This window comes from Paraburkholderia aromaticivorans, assembly GCF_012689525.1.
GTDB classification, from domain to species: Bacteria; Pseudomonadota; Gammaproteobacteria; order Burkholderiales; family Burkholderiaceae; genus Paraburkholderia; species Paraburkholderia aromaticivorans_A.
Genome location: NZ_CP051515.1, coordinates 3,416,109 through 3,436,632, shown reverse-complemented (window position 1 = coordinate 3,436,632; position 20,524 = coordinate 3,416,109). Strand labels below are relative to the sequence as shown.

15 protein-coding genes are annotated in these 20,524 nt (G+C 63.8%); 6 read left to right on the top strand and 9 right to left on the bottom strand.

Annotated elements, in window-relative coordinates:
• Nucleotides 1-76 precede the first annotated feature (76 nt).
• The 4 genes from glgB to HF916_RS27160 all read right to left on the bottom strand — a co-directional run bounded on the left by glgB (nucleotide 77) and on the right by HF916_RS27160 (nucleotide 10,315).
• On the bottom strand, nucleotides 77-2,287 hold the full coding sequence (glgB, locus tag HF916_RS27175; protein ID WP_168791818.1) for a 1,4-alpha-glucan branching protein GlgB: 2,211 nt from the start codon (nucleotides 2,285-2,287) through the stop codon (nucleotides 77-79).
• Nucleotides 2,280-5,744, bottom strand: coding sequence for a maltose alpha-D-glucosyltransferase (treS, locus tag HF916_RS27170; RefSeq protein ID WP_168791817.1), 3,465 nt, complete (start codon nucleotides 5,742-5,744; stop codon nucleotides 2,280-2,282). The genes glgB and treS overlap by 8 nt, the downstream gene beginning before the upstream one ends.
• Entirely contained in the window at nucleotides 5,741-9,184 is a 3,444-nt protein-coding gene (locus HF916_RS27165; protein WP_168791816.1) for a maltotransferase domain-containing protein, read from the bottom strand. The genes treS and HF916_RS27165 overlap by 4 nt, the downstream gene beginning before the upstream one ends.
• A 468-nt stretch (nucleotides 9,185-9,652) precedes the next feature.
• Nucleotides 9,653-10,315, bottom strand: coding sequence for a DUF1345 domain-containing protein (locus HF916_RS27160; protein WP_168791815.1), 663 nt, complete (start codon nucleotides 10,313-10,315; stop codon nucleotides 9,653-9,655).
• A 359-nt stretch (nucleotides 10,316-10,674) separates the two neighbouring features.
• Here HF916_RS27160 and HF916_RS27155 point away from each other — a divergent pair, with 359 nt between their 5' ends.
• The 4 genes from HF916_RS27155 (at nucleotide 10,675) to HF916_RS27140 (ending at nucleotide 15,308) form a co-directional block, all read left to right on the top strand.
• Entirely contained in the window at nucleotides 10,675-11,268 is a 594-nt protein-coding gene (locus HF916_RS27155) for a sugar dehydrogenase complex small subunit (RefSeq protein WP_168791814.1), read from the top strand.
• A 109-nt stretch (nucleotides 11,269-11,377) separates the two neighbouring features.
• Complete coding sequence (locus HF916_RS27150; protein ID WP_168791813.1) at nucleotides 11,378-12,979, top strand: GMC family oxidoreductase; 1,602 nt, start codon at nucleotides 11,378-11,380, stop codon at nucleotides 12,977-12,979.
• Nucleotides 12,980-12,998: 19 nt separating this feature from the next.
• The gene (locus HF916_RS27145) at nucleotides 12,999-14,426 is read left to right on the top strand and encodes a cytochrome c (protein WP_168791812.1); all 1,428 of its coding nucleotides are present in this window, start codon (nucleotides 12,999-13,001) and stop codon (nucleotides 14,424-14,426) included.
• A gap of 144 nt (nucleotides 14,427-14,570) precedes the next feature.
• On the top strand, nucleotides 14,571-15,308 hold the full coding sequence (locus HF916_RS27140; protein WP_206001865.1) for a metallophosphoesterase: 738 nt from the start codon (nucleotides 14,571-14,573) through the stop codon (nucleotides 15,306-15,308).
• Nucleotides 15,309-15,363: 55 nt separating this feature from the next.
• On the opposite strand, the gene HF916_RS27135 is transcribed toward HF916_RS27140, so the two are convergent.
• Nucleotides 15,364-16,065, bottom strand: a complete 702-nt coding sequence (locus tag HF916_RS27135) for an RES family NAD+ phosphorylase (RefSeq protein ID WP_168791810.1) — start codon at nucleotides 16,063-16,065, stop codon at nucleotides 15,364-15,366.
• Nucleotides 16,062-16,499: an MbcA/ParS/Xre antitoxin family protein gene (locus HF916_RS27130; RefSeq protein ID WP_168791809.1), complete on the bottom strand. Its 438-nt coding sequence runs from the start codon at nucleotides 16,497-16,499 to the stop codon at nucleotides 16,062-16,064. The genes HF916_RS27135 and HF916_RS27130 overlap by 4 nt, the downstream gene beginning before the upstream one ends.
• Before the next feature lie 112 nt (nucleotides 16,500-16,611).
• On the opposite strand from HF916_RS27130, the gene HF916_RS27125 reads away from it, so the two are divergent.
• Nucleotides 16,612-17,235 carry a hypothetical protein gene (locus HF916_RS27125; protein ID WP_168791808.1) on the top strand — a complete coding sequence of 208 codons (624 nt, stop codon included), beginning with the start codon at nucleotides 16,612-16,614 and terminating at the stop codon, nucleotides 17,233-17,235.
• 7 nt (nucleotides 17,236-17,242) lie between these two features.
• Here HF916_RS27125 and HF916_RS27120 read toward each other — a convergent pair whose 3' ends face one another.
• Nucleotides 17,243-18,166: an HTH-type transcriptional regulator ArgP gene (locus HF916_RS27120; RefSeq protein ID WP_168791807.1), complete on the bottom strand. Its 924-nt coding sequence runs from the start codon at nucleotides 18,164-18,166 to the stop codon at nucleotides 17,243-17,245.
• 85 nt (nucleotides 18,167-18,251) lie between these two features.
• A complete protein-coding gene (locus HF916_RS27115; protein WP_168791806.1) occupies nucleotides 18,252-19,103 on the bottom strand; it encodes a LysR family transcriptional regulator in 852 nt (283 codons plus the stop codon).
• Nucleotides 19,104-19,204: 101 nt separating this feature from the next.
• Here HF916_RS27115 and HF916_RS27110 point away from each other — a divergent pair, with 101 nt between their 5' ends.
• Entirely contained in the window at nucleotides 19,205-19,588 is a 384-nt protein-coding gene (locus tag HF916_RS27110) for a tautomerase family protein (protein ID WP_168791805.1), read from the top strand.
• A gap of 71 nt (nucleotides 19,589-19,659) precedes the next feature.
• Here HF916_RS27110 and HF916_RS27105 read toward each other — a convergent pair whose 3' ends face one another.
• Nucleotides 19,660-20,454 carry an SDR family NAD(P)-dependent oxidoreductase gene (locus HF916_RS27105; RefSeq protein ID WP_168791804.1) on the bottom strand — a complete coding sequence of 265 codons (795 nt, stop codon included), beginning with the start codon at nucleotides 20,452-20,454 and terminating at the stop codon, nucleotides 19,660-19,662.
• Between the last annotated feature and the right edge of the window lie 70 nt (nucleotides 20,455-20,524).

The following is a 20,524-nucleotide window of genomic DNA, read 5'->3' as shown; positions in this document are numbered from 1 at the left end:
CTTTCGTGGGTCTTCATGCAACGAGCGCGCGGCGCGAGAATGTCGCACGCCGCGCGCTCGCTTTACAGCATCCCCTTCAGTCCGCGCGCAATACGATGGTCGCCAGCGGTGGCAGCGTCAGTGAAGCGGAATGCGGCCAGCCATGGCTCGATTGGGCGTCGGTGTGAATCAACCCGCCGTTGCCCATGTTCGAGCCGCCGTACACGCCCGCGTCCGTATTAAGCACTTCCGACCAGCGTCCGCTGCGCGGCATGCCGATCCGGTAACCGACCCGCGGCACCGGCGTCATATTGCAGACTACGACGAGTTCGCGGCCCGCGCCATCGGTGCGGCGATAGGCGAATACGCTGTTGCCGCTGTCGTCGCCGATGAGCCATTCGAAGCCGCCAGGCTCGCAATCGAGCAGATACAACGCGGGCTCCTCGCTATATAGCCGGTTCAGATCGCGCACCAGCTTCTGCACGCCGTGATGGTGCGGATCGTCGAGCAGATGCCAATGTGGCGACGTGTCGTGGTCGAATTCCGCCATCTGGCCGAATTCGCCGCCCATGAACAGCAGCTTCTTGCCCGGATGCGTCCACATGAAACCGAAGTACGCGCGCAGGTTGGCGAACTTTTGCCACCTGTCGCCGGGCATCTTGCCGAGCAGCGAGCCCTTGCCGTGCACCACCTCATCGTGCGAGAGCGGCAGCACGAAGCGCTCCGAATACGCGTACACCATGCCGAACGTCATGTTGTGGTGATGGTATTGGCGGTAGACGGGATCTTCTTCCATGTAGTGCAGCGTGTCGTGCATCCAGCCCATGTTCCACTTGAACTGGAAACCGAGGCCGCCGTCTTCGACACGCGCCGTCACGCCCGGCCACGCGGTCGATTCCTCGGCGATCGTGATCGCACCCGGCACGCCCGGCACGTAGCCGACTTCGTGATTCAGCCGCTTCAGGAAAGCAATCGATTCAAGGTTTTCGCGGCCACCGTAGATGTTCGGTACCCACTCGTCGGCGGCGCGCGAATAGTCGCGATACAGCATCGACGCGACCGCGTCCACGCGCAGACCGTCGACGTGATAGCGCTTCAACCATGCCAGCCCCGAAGCGACCAGGAACGCGCTCACCTCGTTGCGGCCGAGGTTGTAGATCATCGTGTTCCAGTCCTGGTGATAGCCTTCGCGCGGGTCGGCGTGCTCGTAGAGCGGCGTGCCGTCGAAGTCGATCAGACCGTGCGCATCATTTGGAAAGTGCGCGGGCACCCAGTCGAGAATCACGCCGAGTCCGGCTTCGTGCGCCTTGTCGACGAACCTCGCGAACTGCTCGGGTTTGCCGAACCGCGCCGACGGCGCGAACTGCCCGAGCGGCTGATAACCCCACGATCCGCCGAACGGATGCTCGGCAATCGGCATGAACTCCACGTGCGTGAAGCCCATGCTTTTCACGTACGGAATCATCCGCTCCGCCAGTTCATCCCAGTCGAGTCCGCGCTGACCTTGTTCCGCGACGCGCAGCCATGATTCCGCGTGCACTTCGTAGATCGAGATTGGCGAGCGCGGCGTCTGCTTATCGGCGCGCGACTGGATCCATTCGTGATCGGTCCACGGAAACTGCTCGATCTCATCCACATGCGCCACGATCGACGCGGTGCCCGGCGGCTTCTCCGTTTGCATCGCGCACGGATCAGCCTTCAGGGGAAGCGGATGCCCATCGCGCGACAGCAGTTCGTATTTGTAGCGCGTACCCGGCCCGACACGCGGCACGAACAACTCCCACACGCCGGCCTGATGCCGCAGCCGCATCGGATGACGGCGGCCGTCCCACGCATTGAAGTCGCCCACTACCGAAACGCGCCGTGCGTTCGGCGCCCACACGGCGAAGCGCACGCCAGGCACGCCATCCACTTCTATCGGATGCGCGCCGAGACATTCGAGCACCGCGTACGGATCGCCGCCGGCGAGCCGGCCAAGCGGCTCGTCGCCGAGAACGGGACCGAACGAATACGTGTCCTCGATTTCCTGCACCACGCCATGCCAGTCGATCCGCAAACGGTACGGCGCCGCAGTCGTGACACGGCCGGCAAACAGCCCCGGCCGCACTTGCTCGAGTTCGCCGAGCAGCGCACCGTCGGCGCGCGCAATCACGCTGACGTGCGCGGCGTTCGGCAACAGCGCGCGCACCACCGGCCCCGCGTCCGTCTGATGCAGCCCGAGTTGCGAGAAAGGATTGGGGTGACGCGCTTCGACGAGCGCGTCGATTTCGAGCGGTTGGAGGCCTACGGCCGGATCATGCTCACTCATAGTCGCCCTCGGCCGGGTTAGGCGGCGTGGCGGCGCCTGGCGCCTGGGTTGAGGAATCGTGGCCTGGCGCGCCGGTGTCGCCGAGCAAACGGCTGGTGAGCGCGGCGAGGCCGCGTACCGGCAAGCTGAGCCACGTCGGGCGGTTGGCCGCTTCGTAACGGATTTCGTAGGCGGCTTTTTCGATCAGGAACAGATCGAGCAAGGCCTGTTCGGCTTCGGGCGCGACGAGCGGCGTCGCGGATTCCGCGGCAGCCGCGCGGTACTCGCTGAGGAACGTTTCGGTGGCGTACGCGCGGAAACGGTCGAACAGCGTGCGCTTGCGATCGGCGGTCTGTTGCGGCGCGGCCTCCATGGTGGACTGCGCCGCCGCGCTTGCGTACGACAGCGAGCGCATCAGACCAGCCACGTCACGCAGCGGGCTCGATTTCTGACGACGTTCTTCAAGCGACCGTGCCGGCTCGCCTTCGAAGTCGATCAAAAATGCGTCGCCCTGCGCGACCAGTACCTGGCCGAGATGGAAGTCGCCGTGAACGCGAATGCGCAGCGCGCCCGCGTCGGCGGAAACCAGCTTGTCGACGGCGGCCACCAAGGCCGCGCGGCGGTCGATCAGGCTTTGCGCCAGCGCCCTGGTTTCCGGATCGCTCATCTGCTCGATGCGCGGCGCGAGCAGATCGAGTGCGCTGGCGAGCATCGCCTGCGTGCCGTCCACCCATGCCTTCACCTGCTCGGCGCTGGCGGGTTCCGGCGCGAACGCCGGGTCGTCCGTCGGCGAGGCGAGCGCCACGTGCAGTTCGCCCAGCCGTCTGCCGATGATGCCGGCCAACGTGCTGTAGCCTTCCACCAGAATCGCCTCGTTGGTACGGTCCGGCGCCGATTGCGCTTCGGTATCGACGGCGATGGCGAGTTCGTCCACCGAGCGGCGCAGATAGTCGAGCGACCAGTTCCACGCGTCGCCCTGATTCTCGATATAGCCTTGCAGGATACAGAGCGTATGCGGCACGCCTTCGGGATCGACGCGCACCACTTCGCCGTACAACGGCGCGGTGTTCGCGTAGCCCAATTGCGTCAGATAGCGGCTGATTTCGGCTTCCGGATGGACACCACTCACGAGGCGGCGCACCAGTTTCAGCACGACGGTGTCGGCGATGATCAACGAGCTATTGCTCTGCTCGGCCGCGAGCCAGCGGATCTCAGGCCGTTCGCCGAGTCCTTCGAGTTCGGCGAAACGTTCGGTCGGCAGAAACTTGATTTCGCTCTTCTGCACGGTCGGCACGACGGCGCGTTCGCGCAGCTTGCGCATCACGCCATGAGCGAAGATCGGCAAGGCAAAGGCGTCCGTCAGATGCCCCACGTTGCGGCCGCGCCGCACGCGCGCGAAGGCCAGTTGCTTGAACAACGGGAAAGTCGTTTCGCCGCCCCATGTGATCGCGATCGGCACCACGTAGCGTTCGGTGTGACCGCCCACGTCCGCTTCGATTTCGGTGAAGGCGAAGCCGCCGTGCGGAATCGTGGTCAACGCCGCGAGCCGCACCGCATTGAGCTTTTGATCCTTCGACGCAAACCAGCGGCGCCGGCTCAGCCACGAAGGCAGCACTTCCGATTCGAGCAGGCGTACGTTCTCCGGCGTCGGACCGACCTGACCTTCGCGGATCACGATCGTGACGAATTCCGGCAGCGATTCCGAATGGGCCTGTGCCCACGTCGGACGCTGAGCACCCGGACACAGCATGAACCACAGGAAGCCGTACGGCGGGAACGTCAGCAGATAAGTCAGTTGGCCGATGGCCGGGAACACGGAGTCCGCGGTCATTTCGATCGGCACCGAACCGTTGAACTCGGACAGGTCGAGTTCCACCGCTTGCGGCGCGCGCGAAAGATTCGCCACGCACAGGATCGGCGGTTCACCCGGCATTTCACGCAGATACGCGAGAATCTTGCGGTTTTCCGGCTTCAGGAAACGAATCGTGCCGCGCCCGAAAGTCTGCTTCGCGCGGCGCGTGGCGAGCATGCGCCGGGTCCAGTTGAGCAGCGAGTGCGGGTCACGGCTTTGCGCTTCCACGTTCACCGCGTCGAAACCGTACAGCGAGCCCATGACCGGCGGCAGCACCAGTTGCTCAGGGTCGGCGCGCGAGAATCCACCGTTGCGATCCGACGACCACTGCATCGGCGTGCGCACGCCGTCGCGGTCGCCCAAGTGGATGTTGTCGCCCATGCCAAGTTCGTCGCCGTAATAGATCACGGGCGTGCCGGGCATGGAGAGCAGCAGCGAATTGATCAACTCGATACGGCGGCGGTCGCGCTCCATCAGCGGCGCGAGGCGGCGGCGAATGCCGAGATTCAAGCGTGCGCGGCGATCGCTCGCGTAGGTGTTCCACAGATAGTCGCGCTCGGAATCCGTGACCATCTCCAGCGTCAGTTCGTCATGATTGCGCAGGAAAATCGCCCACTGGTTCGTTTCGGCGAGGTCCGGCGTTTGCCGCATGATGTCGGTGATCGGGAAACGGTCTTCGCTCGCAATCGACATGTAGATGCGCGGCATCAGCGGGAAGTGGAAGGCCATGTGGCATTCGTCTTCATCGCCGAAATATTCCTTCACGTCTTCCGGCCATTGGTTGGCTTCGGCAAGCAGCATCCGGTTCGGATACTCGGCGTCGATGGTCGCGCGGATTTTCTTGAGCACCGCGTGCGTTTCCGGCAGGTTCTCGTTGTTCGTACCTTCACGTTCCACCAGATACGGTACCGCGTCGAGCCGCAGCCCGTCGATGCCCATATCGAGCCAGAAGCGCATGACCTGCAGCACCTCTTTCAGCACGGCCGGATTGTCGAAATTCAGATCGGGCTGATGCGAGTAGAAGCGGTGCCAGTAATACGCGCCCGCCACCGGATCGTGCGTCCAGTTGGACGGCTCCGAGTCGATGAAGATGATCCGCGTTTCCTGGTACTTCTGATCGGTGTTGGACCACACGTAGTAATTGCGGTGGTTCGAACCCGGCTTCGCGCGCCGCGCGCGCTGAAACCACGGGTGCTGATCCGACGTGTGGTTGATCACCAACTCTGTAATCACACGAATGCCGCGTGCGTGCGCTTCCTGAATGAAGCGCTTCACGTCGGCGATCTGACCGTAGTCGGGGTGCACGTTGCGATAATCGGCGATGTCGTAGCCGTCGTCGCGCCGCGGCGATGGATAGAACGGCAGCAGCCAGATCGCGTTCACACCGAGTTCGGCAATGTAGTCGAGCTTCGCAATCAGGCCGGGAAAGTCGCCCACACCGTCGTTGTTCGCGTCGAAGAACGACTTGATGTGCACCTGATAGATGATCGCGTCCTTATACCAGAGCGGATCGTCGCTCAAGGCCGCCGGCTTGCCGCGCCGATGCGTGCGCGCCTTCGCGGCGCTGCCGGTGGCTGCGCTCGTATGGTCCTGCGACGTGCTTTGGGCTGGATCGTCACGCTTCATGTCGCACCTTCCGTTGGGGTTGGGTTGCCAGCGTCTGCGTGATAGTCGCTGTCGGCTTCATCCGGCCGTTCGGCGGGCAGGCCGCCGAGCGGCGCAATGCGCCAGATCGAGAACGGCTGGCCCGACCCGAGCTGGACGTGCTGCCAGCGGCCGTGCCATTCAAAGCGCGCGCCGGTCATCTGGTCGGTGACTTCCAGCGGGCCATGATCGTGCAGATTCCATTTCTGGAAAGTCTCCCACGACAATTCGATGTCCGCGCCCTGTTCGTTGAACGGGTCGAGATTGATCGCGACAAGAATGACGTTGTCGCGCGATTCGGTCGCTTTCTCGAAGAACAGGACATGGTCGTTGTGCGCGGGCAGGAATGTCAGGCCGAGATGCGTTTGCAGCGCCGGGTTCGCACGGCGAATCCGGTTCAGCGCACTGATCTCGCCGACGATGTTGCCGGGCCGGTTCCAGTCCCACGCGCGCAACTGGTACTTCTCCGAGTCAAGATACTCCTCGCTGTTCGGCAGCGCGGCGGCCTCGCATAGCTCGAAACCACTATACACGCCCCACAAACCGGCCAGTGTCGAAGCGAGTGCGGCGCGAATCAGAAAGCCCGTGCGCCCCTGCGATTGCAGATGCCGCGGGTTGATATCCGGCGTATTGACGAAGAAGTTCGGCCGGTACGAATCACGCGCACCGGTTTGCGTAAGCTCGGTCATGTATTCGATGAAATCGCGCTTCGATTCCCGCCACGTGAAGTACGTGTACGACTGCGAGAAACCGATCTTGCCGAGCCGGTTCATCATGCGCGGCCGCGTGAAGGCTTCGGCGAGGAAGATGGTGGCGGGATAGCGCGCCCGCACATCGGCAATCACCCACTCCCAGAACGGCAGCGGCTTGGTGTGCGGATTGTCGATGCGGAAAATGTACACGCCCGCTTCGATCCAGAACAGGAAGACGTCGCGCAGCGCGAGCCACAAATCGGGTTTGGCGTCGTGCGCATAAAAGTCGGGATTGACGATGTCCTGGTACTTCTTCGGCGGATTTTCCGCGTAGCGCAGCGTGCCGTCGGGGCGCCACGCGAACCACGTCGGATGCTCCTTCAGCCACGGGTGATCGGGCGCACATTGCACCGCGAAGTCGAGCGCGATTTCGAGGCCGTGCGCGTGCGCGGCGGCGAGCATCGTCTTGAAGTCGTCGAGCGTGCCGAGTTGCGGATGCACGGCCGTATGGCCGCCTTCGACCCCACCGATCGCATACGGGCTGCCGACGTCGCCCGGCTGCGCGTTCAGCGTATTGTTGCGGCCTTTGCGATTCGCCACGCCGATAGGGTGGATCGGCGGGAAATACAGCACGTCGAAGCCCATGTCGCGAATGCGCGGCAGCTTCGTCGTGACATCGGCGAAAGTGCCGTGGCGCGATTCGTCATCGCTCATCGAGCGCGGGAAGATTTCGTACCAGCTCGCAAAGCGCGCGGCAGTGCGGTCGGCGTCGATCTTGTAGATGACCGGATCGCGGCTCAGGAACGGCCGGTGGCGCGCGGCGGTCATCGCCTTCGCCGTGGTCGGCGAGAGCAGCAGCGCGAGCTTCGTCTCCGCGTCGGCCTTGGTGAAGAGCTTGACGATATGTTCGAGCGGTTCGGTGAGCGCGCCTTCCGCGGTTTCGACCTCGGCGAGCACCAGCGCGAACAGATGCGACGCTTCGTCGAGTTCGAGTTCGACGGTTTGTCCCGCCTTCAGTTTTTTCTGAATATGCTCGACCAGCGAAGCGAAGTCGTCGCGCCACGCGATCACGGTGAATTCGTGACGGCCCATGCGTTCGAGCGGAATGCGCGCCTTCCAGATGTCGAGGCCGGCGGGTTGGGCCGGTTCCATCAATACTTCGTGCCACGCGGTTTCGTCGGCGGCGCGCCAGATCACGGCGGCGGCGATCTTGTCGTGACCTTCGGCGAAGATCGCGGCGGTGATTTCGGCGCGTTCGCCCACGCTGCGCTTAGCCGCGAAGCGGCCGTTATCGACCGAGGGTGTCACGCTCTCGATGGCCACGCGCGGCGCGCTCAGCGCCTCGACCACGGTCTTGCGGCCGCTGCGCTTGCTGTTCGCCTTGTCGATGGGCGGCGCGAGACGGATCGGTTTCTCCGTGACCGCGCGGAACAGGCGGACCGCGCCAGGTGCGAGTGTGAATGAGGTGAGCGTGGCGGGTGCGGCGTTGCCGGGCGCGTCGAGCGGCACGAAGCGCGTGAAGTTGCCGGGCACGCCCGCGAGGAAGCGCGCGGGATCGACGCGTACCGGCGCGCCGAGCCCGGGATTGATCGCGATCAGGATCGCCTCGTCGGCATGGCGCAGGTCGGGCTGGTCGGCGCGCAGCAATACCGCTGCGGGTGCGCCGGGCCCGCTGAGCGGGCGCAATTCACCGTTGGCGTGCAGCGTTTTCGTTTTACTCGCCACCAGGTTCACGTGCGTGATGGCTTTCGTGAGATCGAATTTTTTGGCTTGAGCGGCGAGGGCGAACTGCGCAGCGTCGCCGCGCGTTTGCGACATCGGCTCGGCGATACCGTACTCGAAACCCATCGGCATCATCCAGCCCGTGCCGATGGAAGCCGAAGTAAACAGCGCGCGCCGGTAGGCCCGCTCGACGATGGCGGCGTCGTGCACATCGGTCAGTTCGGCGGCGAGGCGAGTGCCGTATGGCGCTTCAGGAAAACCGATCGGCGCGGCGATGCGCGCGAGCGCGGCATGTTCCTCGACCATCCAGCTCGCGCGGAAGTCCCACCAGCGCACCGACGAGAACACGTTGTCGAAGCCGGCGCCTTGCAGGTCGAGCAGATCGCCACGCGCCAAGCCAGGCGTGGCGGCGAGAAAACTCACCTCGGGATGCTTCGCCCGGACCGCGTCGCTCAATTGCCGCCAGACGGCGGCCGGCACGCGATGCGGCGAATCGAACCGGAAGCCGCCCACGCCGGCCTCGGCGAGCGTCAGCAGTTGTTGCGTCCACCAGCCGACCAGCGCGGCGCTGCTGCCGGCATCGTTGAAGTTCGCATACGCGACGTTGTCCTCGCGATGCACATGGCGTGGATCGAGCCGCGCCTCTTCAGACTCGAAGGGATGGAACCAGTCGGCATGTTCGGCGTATAGCGCGCCATCGGCGGCCATCCGGTCGATCACCAGATCGACCAGCAAGGTCAGGCCGTTCTGTTTCGCCGCGTTGGCGAGCGTGCGTATCGCCTCGGCAGCAGACTGCTGCTTGGCTTCGAACACTGGATGCAGGCGGGCGTGGTTGCCGACCACCTGTCCATGGCCGGCTTGTCCCGGCTCGAAGAGGCTGCCGATCAGCGCGTGATCGAAGCCCAGCGCGGCTGCATGCGCGAATTGCGCAGGCCATACATCGAGCGGCCCAACCAGAAGTGAATGAAAAAAGTAAATCCGCGGCGCGTACCCGTTTCGAGGTTCCATCGATCGTTTCCAGATTCGTCCTGCTGCGGTGTGGATGCAATTGGCATGCGATCACAGCGCTCATTGGGCTTCCAGAGCCGGATACCGCGCGATGCATATAGCGAAGGCGCGTACTGGTCAATGTAGTGCAAAGATCGTCACGCCGCTGGCCAGTAAAGGGTGCTTTAACGCCAGGCGTCGATGGCACGGGCTGGCCAGATCGATTCGGAAGACGCAGCAAACGCTGTGCCAGTGCGGCTCGGACGGGAGCGATGGATAGCTGAGCGTACGCCTCGCAGTAAGCTTCGCAGGGAGGTGCAAAAAAAAGGCGCGAGGCGCTAGAACACGTGGAATGGACGGTCGCCGCGTGTAAAACGGGCGACCGCGGTCCAGGATTTACACGTGGCGCGTGGGAGGCGGGGCGATGACCGCAAAAGGCGGATTTTTATGTGGCAGGGGCGTTTGCCGGGACAGCTTGTGTCAGCCGTATTACGAGCCGAGCAAGCCCGCCGCGATGTTCACGCACAAACCCAGTACAGCCACGTTGAAGTAGAACGACAGGATGGACTGCGCGAGCGCGGCGCGGCGAAGCGAACGCGAGCGCAACACCACGTCCGAGGTCTGCGAGGCCACGGCAATGGTGAATGAGAAATACAGGAAGTCCCAGTAGTCCGGCTGGAGCGCATGGTCGGGAAACAGCAGCGGCGTTTCCTTTGCGTCGGTGTCGTAGTAAAGCCGTGCGTAGTGCAGCGTGAAGATGGTCGGGATCAGGAACCATGCGCCGAACATCGTGAGCCCGGTCAGCGCGTAGTGCCAGACGGTGGAAGCGCCTGCCGTCCCCTTGGCCGAGGCCAGTTCCATCACGATGGCGGCAATACTCGCGATGGTCGCCACACAGATCACCATCAGCACCACGCCCGCGTTCTCGTCGTCGCGACGGGCGAATTCGCGCACGCGGCCTTCGTCGGCGAGGGCCATGTGCACCCAGATCATCGCCAGATAGCTCCAGATGGTCGCGTCCCAGCCGGCCAGCACGCGGACCATCGGGCGTGTGTGCGCGGGCACAAGCAGCGCGCCGATAATGCCGAGCGCAAGGCCGACCAGCATGCGCGGTCGATTGCGAAGAACCTGTGGATAGTATTTGGTGAGCATGGAATGTTGGGTGTAGGGCTCTCGGTGTCGCGGATTCTACCCGCGCCTGGGCCATCATTTGTCGAATGGGCGGGTCACAGGCTATAGTCTTTCGCAACGCCCTTGCGAGCCGCTTTCAGTTGAAAGGCGATTGGCAGGCGGCACGGTTTTTTTGCCAAGCATGCCACGCCGTGCATGCGGTTTCATACGGATGTCATCAGCACCACGTCACTCAGCTCGCACTGGGTGCGTGCGGGCTCATAAAAGACCGCTCAAGCGGCGCTTAGACCAGGTTTGGGGTAGAGATCGACGCCACGCGCGAATGGCATTAAGCCAGGGTCGCGAGGCACGTTGAGAATCACTCACCATCTGGAGTCCCCATGACAGATGTACCCAACAATAATGATGCGCACCACGAAGTGACGCATCCAGCAGAGTTGTCGCTGTCAGCATCGTTTTCCGCCTCGCGCAGAGCGTGGGTGCTCGGTGCATGCGCGGCGGCCGCGGCGCTCGCGTTTGCCGGCGCCGGCCGCTCGCTTTCATGGATCGCCCCAGCGTTTGCCGATACGCCCGCAGGCGGCGGGCTCGACGCTTTCCTCGCACTCTCGCAGCGCCTCACCGGCCGCACGGGCTTCGATGCCCCGCTCGGCAAACGCGTCTACGACGCCCTCGTCAAATCGGACAGTCAGTTCACGCAGAACGTCGCTGCGCTCAACACATGGCTGCAAGGTCATGGCGGCGTACCGTCCGATACCGTCGCGCAGGCTTTGCAAGTCGACCAGCCCGCGCTCGCGAAATCCGTGAGCGCGATCATGCGCGCGTGGTATCTCGGCCTTGTCGGCGAGATGCCGCATGTCGACGTGGTCGCTTATGAAAAGGCGTTGATGTTCGAGCCCGTCAAGGACGTGCTCACGATTCCGTCCTATTGCCGGGACGTGCCGTTCTACTGGGCCAAGAAACCGCTGAGCGCTTAACGACGTTCCTCTCGCGCGTGCCGCATCGCTTGATTGAATCATTCGACGCAGCGCCGGTACGTGAATACAGCAAGCATAACAAGCACAGCAAGCCAGCAAGAGGGCAACAATGGCAAACTCAAATTCCGCCGATATCGTCGTGGTCGGTTCGGGCGTGGCGGGCGGACTGGTCGCGCATCAGATGGCGCTGGCCGGCGCGTCGGTGATTCTGCTCGAAGCCGGGCCGCGCATTCCGCGTTGGCAGATCGTCGAGAACTTCCGCAACTCGCCGGTCAAGTCGGACTTCGCGACGCCGTATCCATCGACGCCCTACGCGCCGCATCCCGAGTACGCTCCCGCCAACAATTATCTGATCCAGAAAGGCGACTATCCGTATAGCTCGCAGTACCTGCGGCTGGTGGGTGGCACGACCTGGCATTGGGCGGCGGCCGCGTGGCGGCTGTTGCCGTCGGACTTCCAGTTGCACAAGCTGTACGGCGTGGGACGCGACTGGCCTTATCCGTATGAAACGCTGGAGCCGTGGTATTCGGCGGCTGAAGTGCAGCTCGGCGTGTCCGGCCCCGGCAGTTCGATCGATCTCGGCTCGCCACGCTCGAAACCGTATCCGATGAGCCAGCTTCCGCTCTCGTATATGGATCAGCGTTTCAGCGACGTGCTCAATGCGCAAGGCTTCAAGGTCGTGCCCGAGCCGGTGGCGCGCAACAGCCGTCCGTACGACGCGCGGCCCACCTGCTGCGGCAACAACAACTGCATGCCGATCTGCCCGATCGCCGCGATGTACAACGGCGTCGCGCATGCGGAGAAAGCCGAACAGGCCGGCGCGAAACTGATTCCCGAAGCGGTGGTGTATCGCGTCGAAGCGGACAACAAAGGGCTGATCACCGCGGTCCACTACAAGGACCCGAACGGCAACAGCACGCGCGTGACCGGCAAACTGTTCGTGCTCGCCGCGAACGGCATCGAAACGCCGAAGCTGATGCTGATGTCGACGTCCGATAAATTTCCGCACGGCGTCGGCAACAGTTCCGACCAGGTGGGTCGCAATCTGATGGACCATCCGGGCACGGGCGTCACGTTCCTCGCCAATGAACCGCTATGGCCCGGACGCGGACCGATGGAGATGACCTCGGTCGTCAATTTCCGCGATGGCGCGTTCCGTTCGGACTACGCCGCGAAAAAGCTGCATCTCTCGAACGGCGTGCCGACGATGAGCGTGACCGCCGACCTGCTGAAAAAAGGTCTGACCGGCGCCGAACTCGACCGGCAGATACGCGACCGCGCGGCGCGCACGCTGAGTATCAACAGCTTCCATGAGCATCTGGCCGAGCCGCAGAACCGCGTGGTGCCGTCGGCGGATCACAAGGATTCGCTCGGCATTCCGCAGCCGGAAATCTACTACTCGATCAACGACTACGTGAAGAAAAGCGCGGCCAACACGCACGAGCTGTATGCGCAGATCGCCGCGCTGTTCGGCGGCGCCGAGGTCACTTTCGACGACACCTTCGCGCCGAACAATCACATCATGGGCACCACGATCATGGGCAGCGATCCGGCGGATTCGGTCGTCGATGCGGATTGCCGCACGCACGACCACTCCAATCTGTTCATCGCCAGCAGCGGCGTGATGCCGACCGCGGCATCGGTGAATTGCACGCTGACGATTGCGGCCTTGTCGCTGAAGCTGGCCGACAAGCTCAAGCGTGAAATCTGAGCGTGAACGGAGAGCCACAATGACGAAGAACACCTCTCGCGTGCAGCCGCTCGATGCGCTGGTGCAGAACGCCCGCCGCCGCCACCACCTCAGGGTCGCGACGCTGGCCGCGATTTTTTCGCTGTTCGCGCTGTATGTCGCCTGGTATGAGGCGCACGGTCCCAACACGCAACGCAACGATGAACTGCCGATTACGCAGGCCCGCGCCGACGACGCCTCGCAAGCGATCAGCGGCGCGGCCTTGCCGGTGACGGCGGCCGGCAGCGACCTGGTCAAGCGCGGCGAATACCTCGCACGCGCCGGCGATTGCGTGGCGTGCCACACCGCGGACAAAGCGCGGCCGTTCGCGGGCGGGCTGTCGATCAACACGCCGTTCGGCACCATCGTGACGCCGAACATCACGCCCGATCCGGATACGGGCATCGGTCAATGGAGCGACGCCGATTTTCTGCGCGCCATGCATGAGGGCATCGGCAAAGGCGGCGAGCGCCTGTATCCGGCCTTCCCGTATGCGGAGTACACCAAGGTCACCGATCAGGACGTGCTGGCCATTCGCGCGTATCTGAACACACTCACGCCGATCCACTACACGCCGGCGGGCAACAGCCTGAATTTCCCGTTCAATCAGCGCTGGCTGATGGTGTTCTGGAACCTGTTCAATTTCACCGAGGGCCGCTTCGTGCCCGATCCCAAGCAAAGCGCCGAATGGAATCGCGGCGCGTATCTGGTGCAAGGGCTCGCGCATTGCGAGGAATGTCATACGCCGCGCAATTTCACGCAGGGTTTGAAGTCGAGTGCGCGTTTCTCCGGCGCGGTGCAGGCCGGCTGGCACGCGTACAACATCACGTCCGACAAAACCAGCGGCGTGGGCAACTGGAGCGACGACGAACTGGTGTCGTATCTGTCGACCGGTGCGGCGCCGGGCCGTGCCAATGCGGCCGGACCGATGGCCGAAGTGGTGACCGACAGCACGCAATATCTGACGCGTGAGGATCTCGGCTCGATCGTCGCGTATCTGCGCGCGGTGCCGCCGATCAGCGGCGGCGAATCGCGCCCGCGCGACCAGTGGGGCAATCCCGCCGACGACGTGACGGCGCTGCGCGGCACCGCCGTCCATGCCGTGAACGGTGCGCAGTTGTTCGTCGCCAATTGCGCGAGCTGCCATGGCTGGACGGGCCAAGGCGTCGGCGCGAGCGCGCCGGGGGCGTATCCGTCGCTGATTCACAATTCCGTGGTGGGCGCGAGCGATGCCAACAATCTGGCCATGGTGATCCTGCACGGCGTCACTCGTACGACGAAACAGGCGGACGTGTTGATGCCCGCTTTCGCCAATCAACTCACCGACGACCAGGTGGCCGCCATCACCAACTATGTGACCAAACAGTTCGGCAATCCCCAGTCGACCGTGACGGCCGATCAAGTCGGCAAATTGCGAACTCAGCAATAGTGACCACGCAGACGGTGTGTTTCCGGTAAGGCCTGCCGGAAACGCGCCGCTTTTGCGTTGATTTGCGTCATTCTCGCTCTTGCGGCGCCAAGAAACGATGGGCAGCGCGCATACGCATCGCGGATGCCGCATTATCATGAACCCATGGCTTCCGTACTCGTCAATTCCGTCCAGCATCACCCGGTCAACCAGAGCGGCCGCGACTTCGTGGTCGGCGATCTGCATGGCTGCGTCGATGCATTGCGCTATCTGCTGCGCGTGATCACGTTCGATCCGGCGCGGGACCGGTTGTTTTCGGTCGGCGATCTGGTGGATCGTGGCGAGCATTCCGAACTGGCGTTGGCGCTGCTCGACAAGCCGTGGTTTTTTGCCGTGCTCGGCAATCACGAAGACACGCTGTGCGCCGTCGCCGACGGACGCTTGCGGCGTCAGTGGTGGTACGGAATCGGCGGCATCTGGGCGGCGCAATTATCCGACGAACGCTTGCAGCATTACGCGGAAGTCTTGCGCGGGTTGCCGCTTGCGCGCGTGGTCGGCAGCGGCAAGGAGCGCTTCAATGTTCTGCATGCCGAATTCTTCGGCTCAGACGCGGAGCTCGACGCGGGGAATTTTTCCGAGGACACCCGCCAGCGATTGCTGTGGGGCCGCGACCTGGCGTTGGGCAATGGCGATCCGCAGCGGCAGCGCGGTCTCTCGCTGACTTATTGCGGCCACACGCCGATGCGCGACATCAAGCAGGTCGGCTCACAGCTGTTCATCGACACTGGCGCGTTCGGGCCGGGCGGCAAGCTCACAATCGTGGAGCCGCTCGCGTTGCGGCGCTGGTCGATCTCGACCGAAGAGGCGCGCGCGGAAGGCGCCGCGGCGCTGGCGCTCCCTTGACGGCGGCGCGCACCGACCACACGCCGGCCACACGCCGACCATTGAGGCCGCGCGATCAGCCGACCTGGTTGAGTTCGAACACCATATCCACGCTCGTGCCGTTCCAGTTGTATTCCAGATACGCCGCGTGATGGCAGTCGCGCAGCAGCGTGGTTTTGAACGCGGCGAGGCATTCGCCGCCGTCATCCCGCACCGACGGATACGCGATACCCGGCGCACCCGCCTCGCGGACGGCCCGGCCGAGCGACTGTCCGGCCAGGTAGTCGTCCGGCGACAGCACCGCAAGATCCACCGACGTGTCGTCACGAATATCCACCACGTTGCCGTGAGCGACGACGGTGTATAGACGCATCTGCTGACGCATGGGCGGCTCGGCCGTCGCTTCCAGAAACTTCCCCGTGTGATAACGCGTTTCGGCGATCGCGGTGGCGCGTGAACGGGCGCAATAGAAGACGCCGTACGTGCCGTCGGAGAAACGGCTGCCGAGCGGATTCAGATGCGTCAATGCGGCCATGATCGGCCCGTAGCCCGGTCCGAAGCGGCGCTCGTCGCGCGGCACCAGATCGAGTTCGCCGATTTCCGTGCGCAGACGGTCGTTGGTCATGGCTTCGAGCGCGTATAGGGCGTCGAAATCTCCCGGCGAGGCGACCCGATCGAACAGATTGACGGCCGGAAAGCGCGTCGGAATCACGCGATACGCGGGCGACCAATCGAGCGGCGCCGTGCGCCAGCGGTCCTGCCAATGCGGTTGTGTCACGCCCAGCCGCCTCGCATTGCGTCGAGATACTGGCGCACGGCCACGAGGTCGCTGATGTTGCCCGCCAGCATGCGGTCCAGCGCGCGGCGGCCGCCGAACGGCGGCGCGCTGTTGGGGCGTTTGATCCAGGTGTCGGCGGCACTGGCTTGCGGCAGCAGGATTTGCAGCGCCTTGTAGATGCCGAGCAGCAGCGACAGGCGTTCGAGCGTGTCGCGCCCGAGGCGGGCCGTTTCAGGCGCCGCCTTCCATTTGAAGTAAGTGGAACGGCCCGGCGAACCGAGCAGCACGATCTGTTCTTCCGCGCTCAGGTTCCAGTCGCGCGCAATGTTGAAGAACGCGCGCAGACCCGCCGCGGACATTTCCGTTAGCGTGGGTTCCGAAACCGGCCGACGAATCGGCGCTTCAGGCTGGGTGGCACGGGCAGCGTGAGCCATGAGCGGGTAAGTCCTAATTTGTACTTGAAATTGATATTAGTCTAAATATGGATTTTAGCAAGAGAATATAATCCCGGCTCGTCATGGAGTCGAAGATCAGGAGAAGCAGGAGATGGGCGTTCGAGCAGTAGCAGCAGGAGCGGCGCTTGCCGTGTGGTGTGTGTCGGGCGCGGCGACGGCCGCCGGTTATGCCGAAGTGTGGAACCCGCCTGAAGCGAGCGGGCATGTCACCAGGCAGGCCAAGACGAAGCCGGGGACGGCTAAGGTTAAGTCTAATGCCGGTTCGAAGACGGCGTCGAAGGCCGCTTCAAAGGCCGCTTCAAAGGCCGCTTCGAAGCACGTCGTAGCGACGACAGCGCACGCTAATCAACCCGCGGCCCATGCTGGCGTGAACAAGGTAGCCGCCAAGGGCGCCACGAAGAGCGGGATCAACGCAACGCACGCAGGCAAAACCAAATCGAAAACGGCAGTGACGGCGCAGAGTAAAAAGCCGCGCGCGCAGTTGGTCCAGACGAAAACCGGGCAGGGCAAGGTCGTGCGCGCGAATCTGGTGGTCCCGGCTCGTCAGGCTCATCCGCAAACGGCTAAGGTCGCGGCGAAAACCGGCGCGGCGACACCGGCGGCATCTCACGTGAATGTGCCGCCGCCATCCGCAAACGTTAGCGCCAATCCGGCGAACGCAACGAGCAATCCCGCTACCGCCAGCAGCGGTTCGCTGCCGCCGATTCTCCACTGATCCGCAATCAAGCCGCGCGTTTGCGTTTCGGCTTGCTGCCCGGCGGCCCTAACGCCGTGCGTCCAAGTTCGACGATGCGCGCCGACAGCTTTTCCAGGCGCGGCGACTGGACCTTCCACGCGTGCCAGTACAACTCGACATCGGTAGGTTGCTTCGGCGCGAGGTCGATCAGCTCGCCGCGCTCGACGGCATCGCCGAATTCCAGTTCGGGCACCATGCCATACGCGAGGCCGCGCTGGATCGCCATGTAACGCGGGACCGGCGCGGGAACGTAGTGACAGGGATAGGCTTCCGGCGGCAGGCCGAAGCGCGTCTCGAGAAAATGCGCCTGCAACGCATCCTTGCGTGAAGACAGGATCACCGGCGCGCGGCGCGCACTTTCGCGTGTCAAGCCATTCGGAAACCACCGCGCCACGAACACCGCCGACGCTACCAGCCGGTAACGCATGGCGCCGAGCCGCTCGGCGAAACAGCCGCGCATGGGCGCCGGTTCGGTGGTGATGCAGCCGATCGCGAGGCCGGAGGCGAGCAGGGCGTGCGTGTGGTCCTGGTCGTCGACGGTCAGGTCGAGCAGTACGTTTTCCTGCAGCAGGATGTCGGAGAGGGCCGGGAAAAACCACGTCGATAGCGTGTCCGCGTTGACGGCGGCGGCGACGCTGAGGAGCGCTTCGTTCGCGCCTGCCAGATCGCTGGCGAAATCGTCTTCGAGCAGGGCGGCGCGCCGCAGATATTGCAACAGACGCTGGCCCATCTGCGTCGCACGGCACGGCCGCGTGCGCACGATCAGCGGATTGCCAAGCCGTGTTTCGAGCGCACGCACACGCTGCGATACCGCCGACGACGTGAGGTTCAGCCGCACAGCGGCCTGCTCGAAGCTGCCGGTTTCGATGACCGCGCGGACGGCGGTGGTTTGTCGGGGGTCGAGGTCCACGGATCTACTTTGAAAGGGTTGTCTTTCCTACCTTAAGCGAAAGCCGGCGAAGTTTATCCGCGGGCGAAGGCGGCGAGTCGTTTGGTCATTGCATCGCCAACCCATTCGTCACCAGCCGCAACGTCTCCGCCGACCGCTCGTCCCTAACCCGCGAATGCAGCGTCACGCGCGATTCCGGCAGCGTCGGCAAACCCAGCCGCGGGCCGACGTCGATCAGACCGCGCGGCGCCACGCGACGCGCCAGCGGCGACACCGCCAGTCCCGCCGCCACGGCCGCACCGACAGCCGCCACGCCGCCACCGACGAACACCTCCTGCCAGCCGACGCCGGCCTGCGCGAGGGTTCGCAGCGCCACGTCGCGCACGTTGCACGGCGGGCTCAGCAGCGCGAGCGCCAACGGCTCGCCGACTCGCGGCAGCCATGCCGGCGTGGCGAGCCAGCCGAGCGGTTCGCTGAAGAGCACCTGGGCGTCGTCGCGCGGCGGTTCGTCGGCGCCATAGCGGACGATCACCGCGTCGAGGCGGCGTTCGTCGAATTGCGCGAGCAGCGCGGCCGACGTGCCCAGATGCAGTTCGATCACCAGCCCCGGATCGTGCGCATTGAGTTTGCCGAGCAGAAGCGGCAAGTCCGGTCCCGCGACGTGCTCGCTGAGCCCCAACGCGAGCCGCCGGCGTTCGACTGACAGCGACCCCAGCGCGCGTTCATGCGCGTTCAGCAGGTCGCGTGCGGCGCTGAGGAACGCGTTACCGTCCGCGGAAAGGCGCACCACGCGCGGCGTGCGCTCCAGCAATTGCTTGCCCAAATGGGCTTCGAGCCGCTTGAGTTTCAAACTGACGGCCGATTGGGTCGTGTCGAGCGCGTCCGCGGCACGCGTGAAGCTATGCAGGTCGGCGACCAGCACGAACGCCCGGACCGCATCGAGATCGAGAACTTTCATTTCCAGTGAATATAGATGAAATCATCAATGATGTCTGTTCATTATGACTGAGCGCGCCTAAGCTGTGTTTACCCAATCAACGCAGCCAAGGAGATTTCATCATGCCGCTCACACGAATCGCATTGCGCGCAGGTAAGCCCGTCGAATACCGGAAGGCTGTGACGGAGAGCATCCAGCGCGCGCTGGTGGACACCTTCAACGTACCGAAGGACGACATCTTCATGCTGATCACCGAGCATGAGGCCGGTAATTTTGTGTACGACAACCAGTATCTGAACGTCGAGCGAAGCGACGATCTCGTGATCATTCAGATCACACTGAACAACACGCGCACGCTCGAGATGAAAAAGGCGCTGTACAAGCGTATGGCGGACGAACTGGCGGAATCGCCCGGGCTGCGACGAGAGGATGTATTCATCAATCTCGTCGAAGTGCTGAAGGAGAACTGGTCGTTCGGCAACGGGATCGCGCAGTACGCGTTGTGAAGGCGACGGCCATCTTATGACGTGAAGACGGGCGACCATCTCGCCCGTCGTTCGTTGGAAAAGCGGCAACGTCACGCAATCGTATCGATCACGCCGCCGTCGACGCGCAGCGCCGCACCAGTTGTCGCCGAGGCCTGCGGCGAGCAGACGTAGACGACCATGTTCGCCACTTCCTCGGTGGTGGCCGCGCGCTGAATGATCGAACTGCTGCGGTGTTCGCGCACGAACTCCGTGGCAACCTGTTCGACGGTTTTGCCTTGCTCTTTGGCCGTGTCTTCGACCATCGAACGGAAGCCGTCGGACAAGGTCGGTCCGGGCAGCACGGCATTCACCGTCACGCCGCTGCCGGCCGCCTGTTTGGCGATGCCGCGCGCAATGCTCAGTTGTGCGGTCTTCGAGAAACCATAAGCAAGCATATCCGGCGGAATATTCAATGCCGACTCTGACGAGATGAACACCACGCGGCCCCATTTGCGCTCCATCATCCCTTTGAGGTAGTGGCGCGCGAGCCGTACGCCCGACATCACGTTGACCTGGAAGTAGCGCTCCCAGTCATCGTCTTCGGTGGTGAAGATGTCGCCGGGTCCGAAGACGCCGAGGTTGTTCACCAGGATATCCGCCTGCGGCAGGGCTTTCGTCAACGCTTCGCAACCTTCCAGCGTGCCGAGGTCGCCCGCGAAGCCCTGCAATTTCGCTTGCGGCGCGGCCTTGCGGATCGTGTCGATCGCGCGGTCCACCGCCTCCTGCTTGCGTCCGTTGATGATGGTCTGCGCGCCTGATGCGGCAATGCCGGTGGCGATAGCAAGGCCGATGCCCGCCGTGGATGCACTGACGATAGCGGTCTTGCCCGATAGATCGATGTTCACTGTCTTGCTCCTTATCGAAGTTGCAGCGCACCGGCCGTGGCCAGCCGCGCCGACACATGCAAAGGGGCGG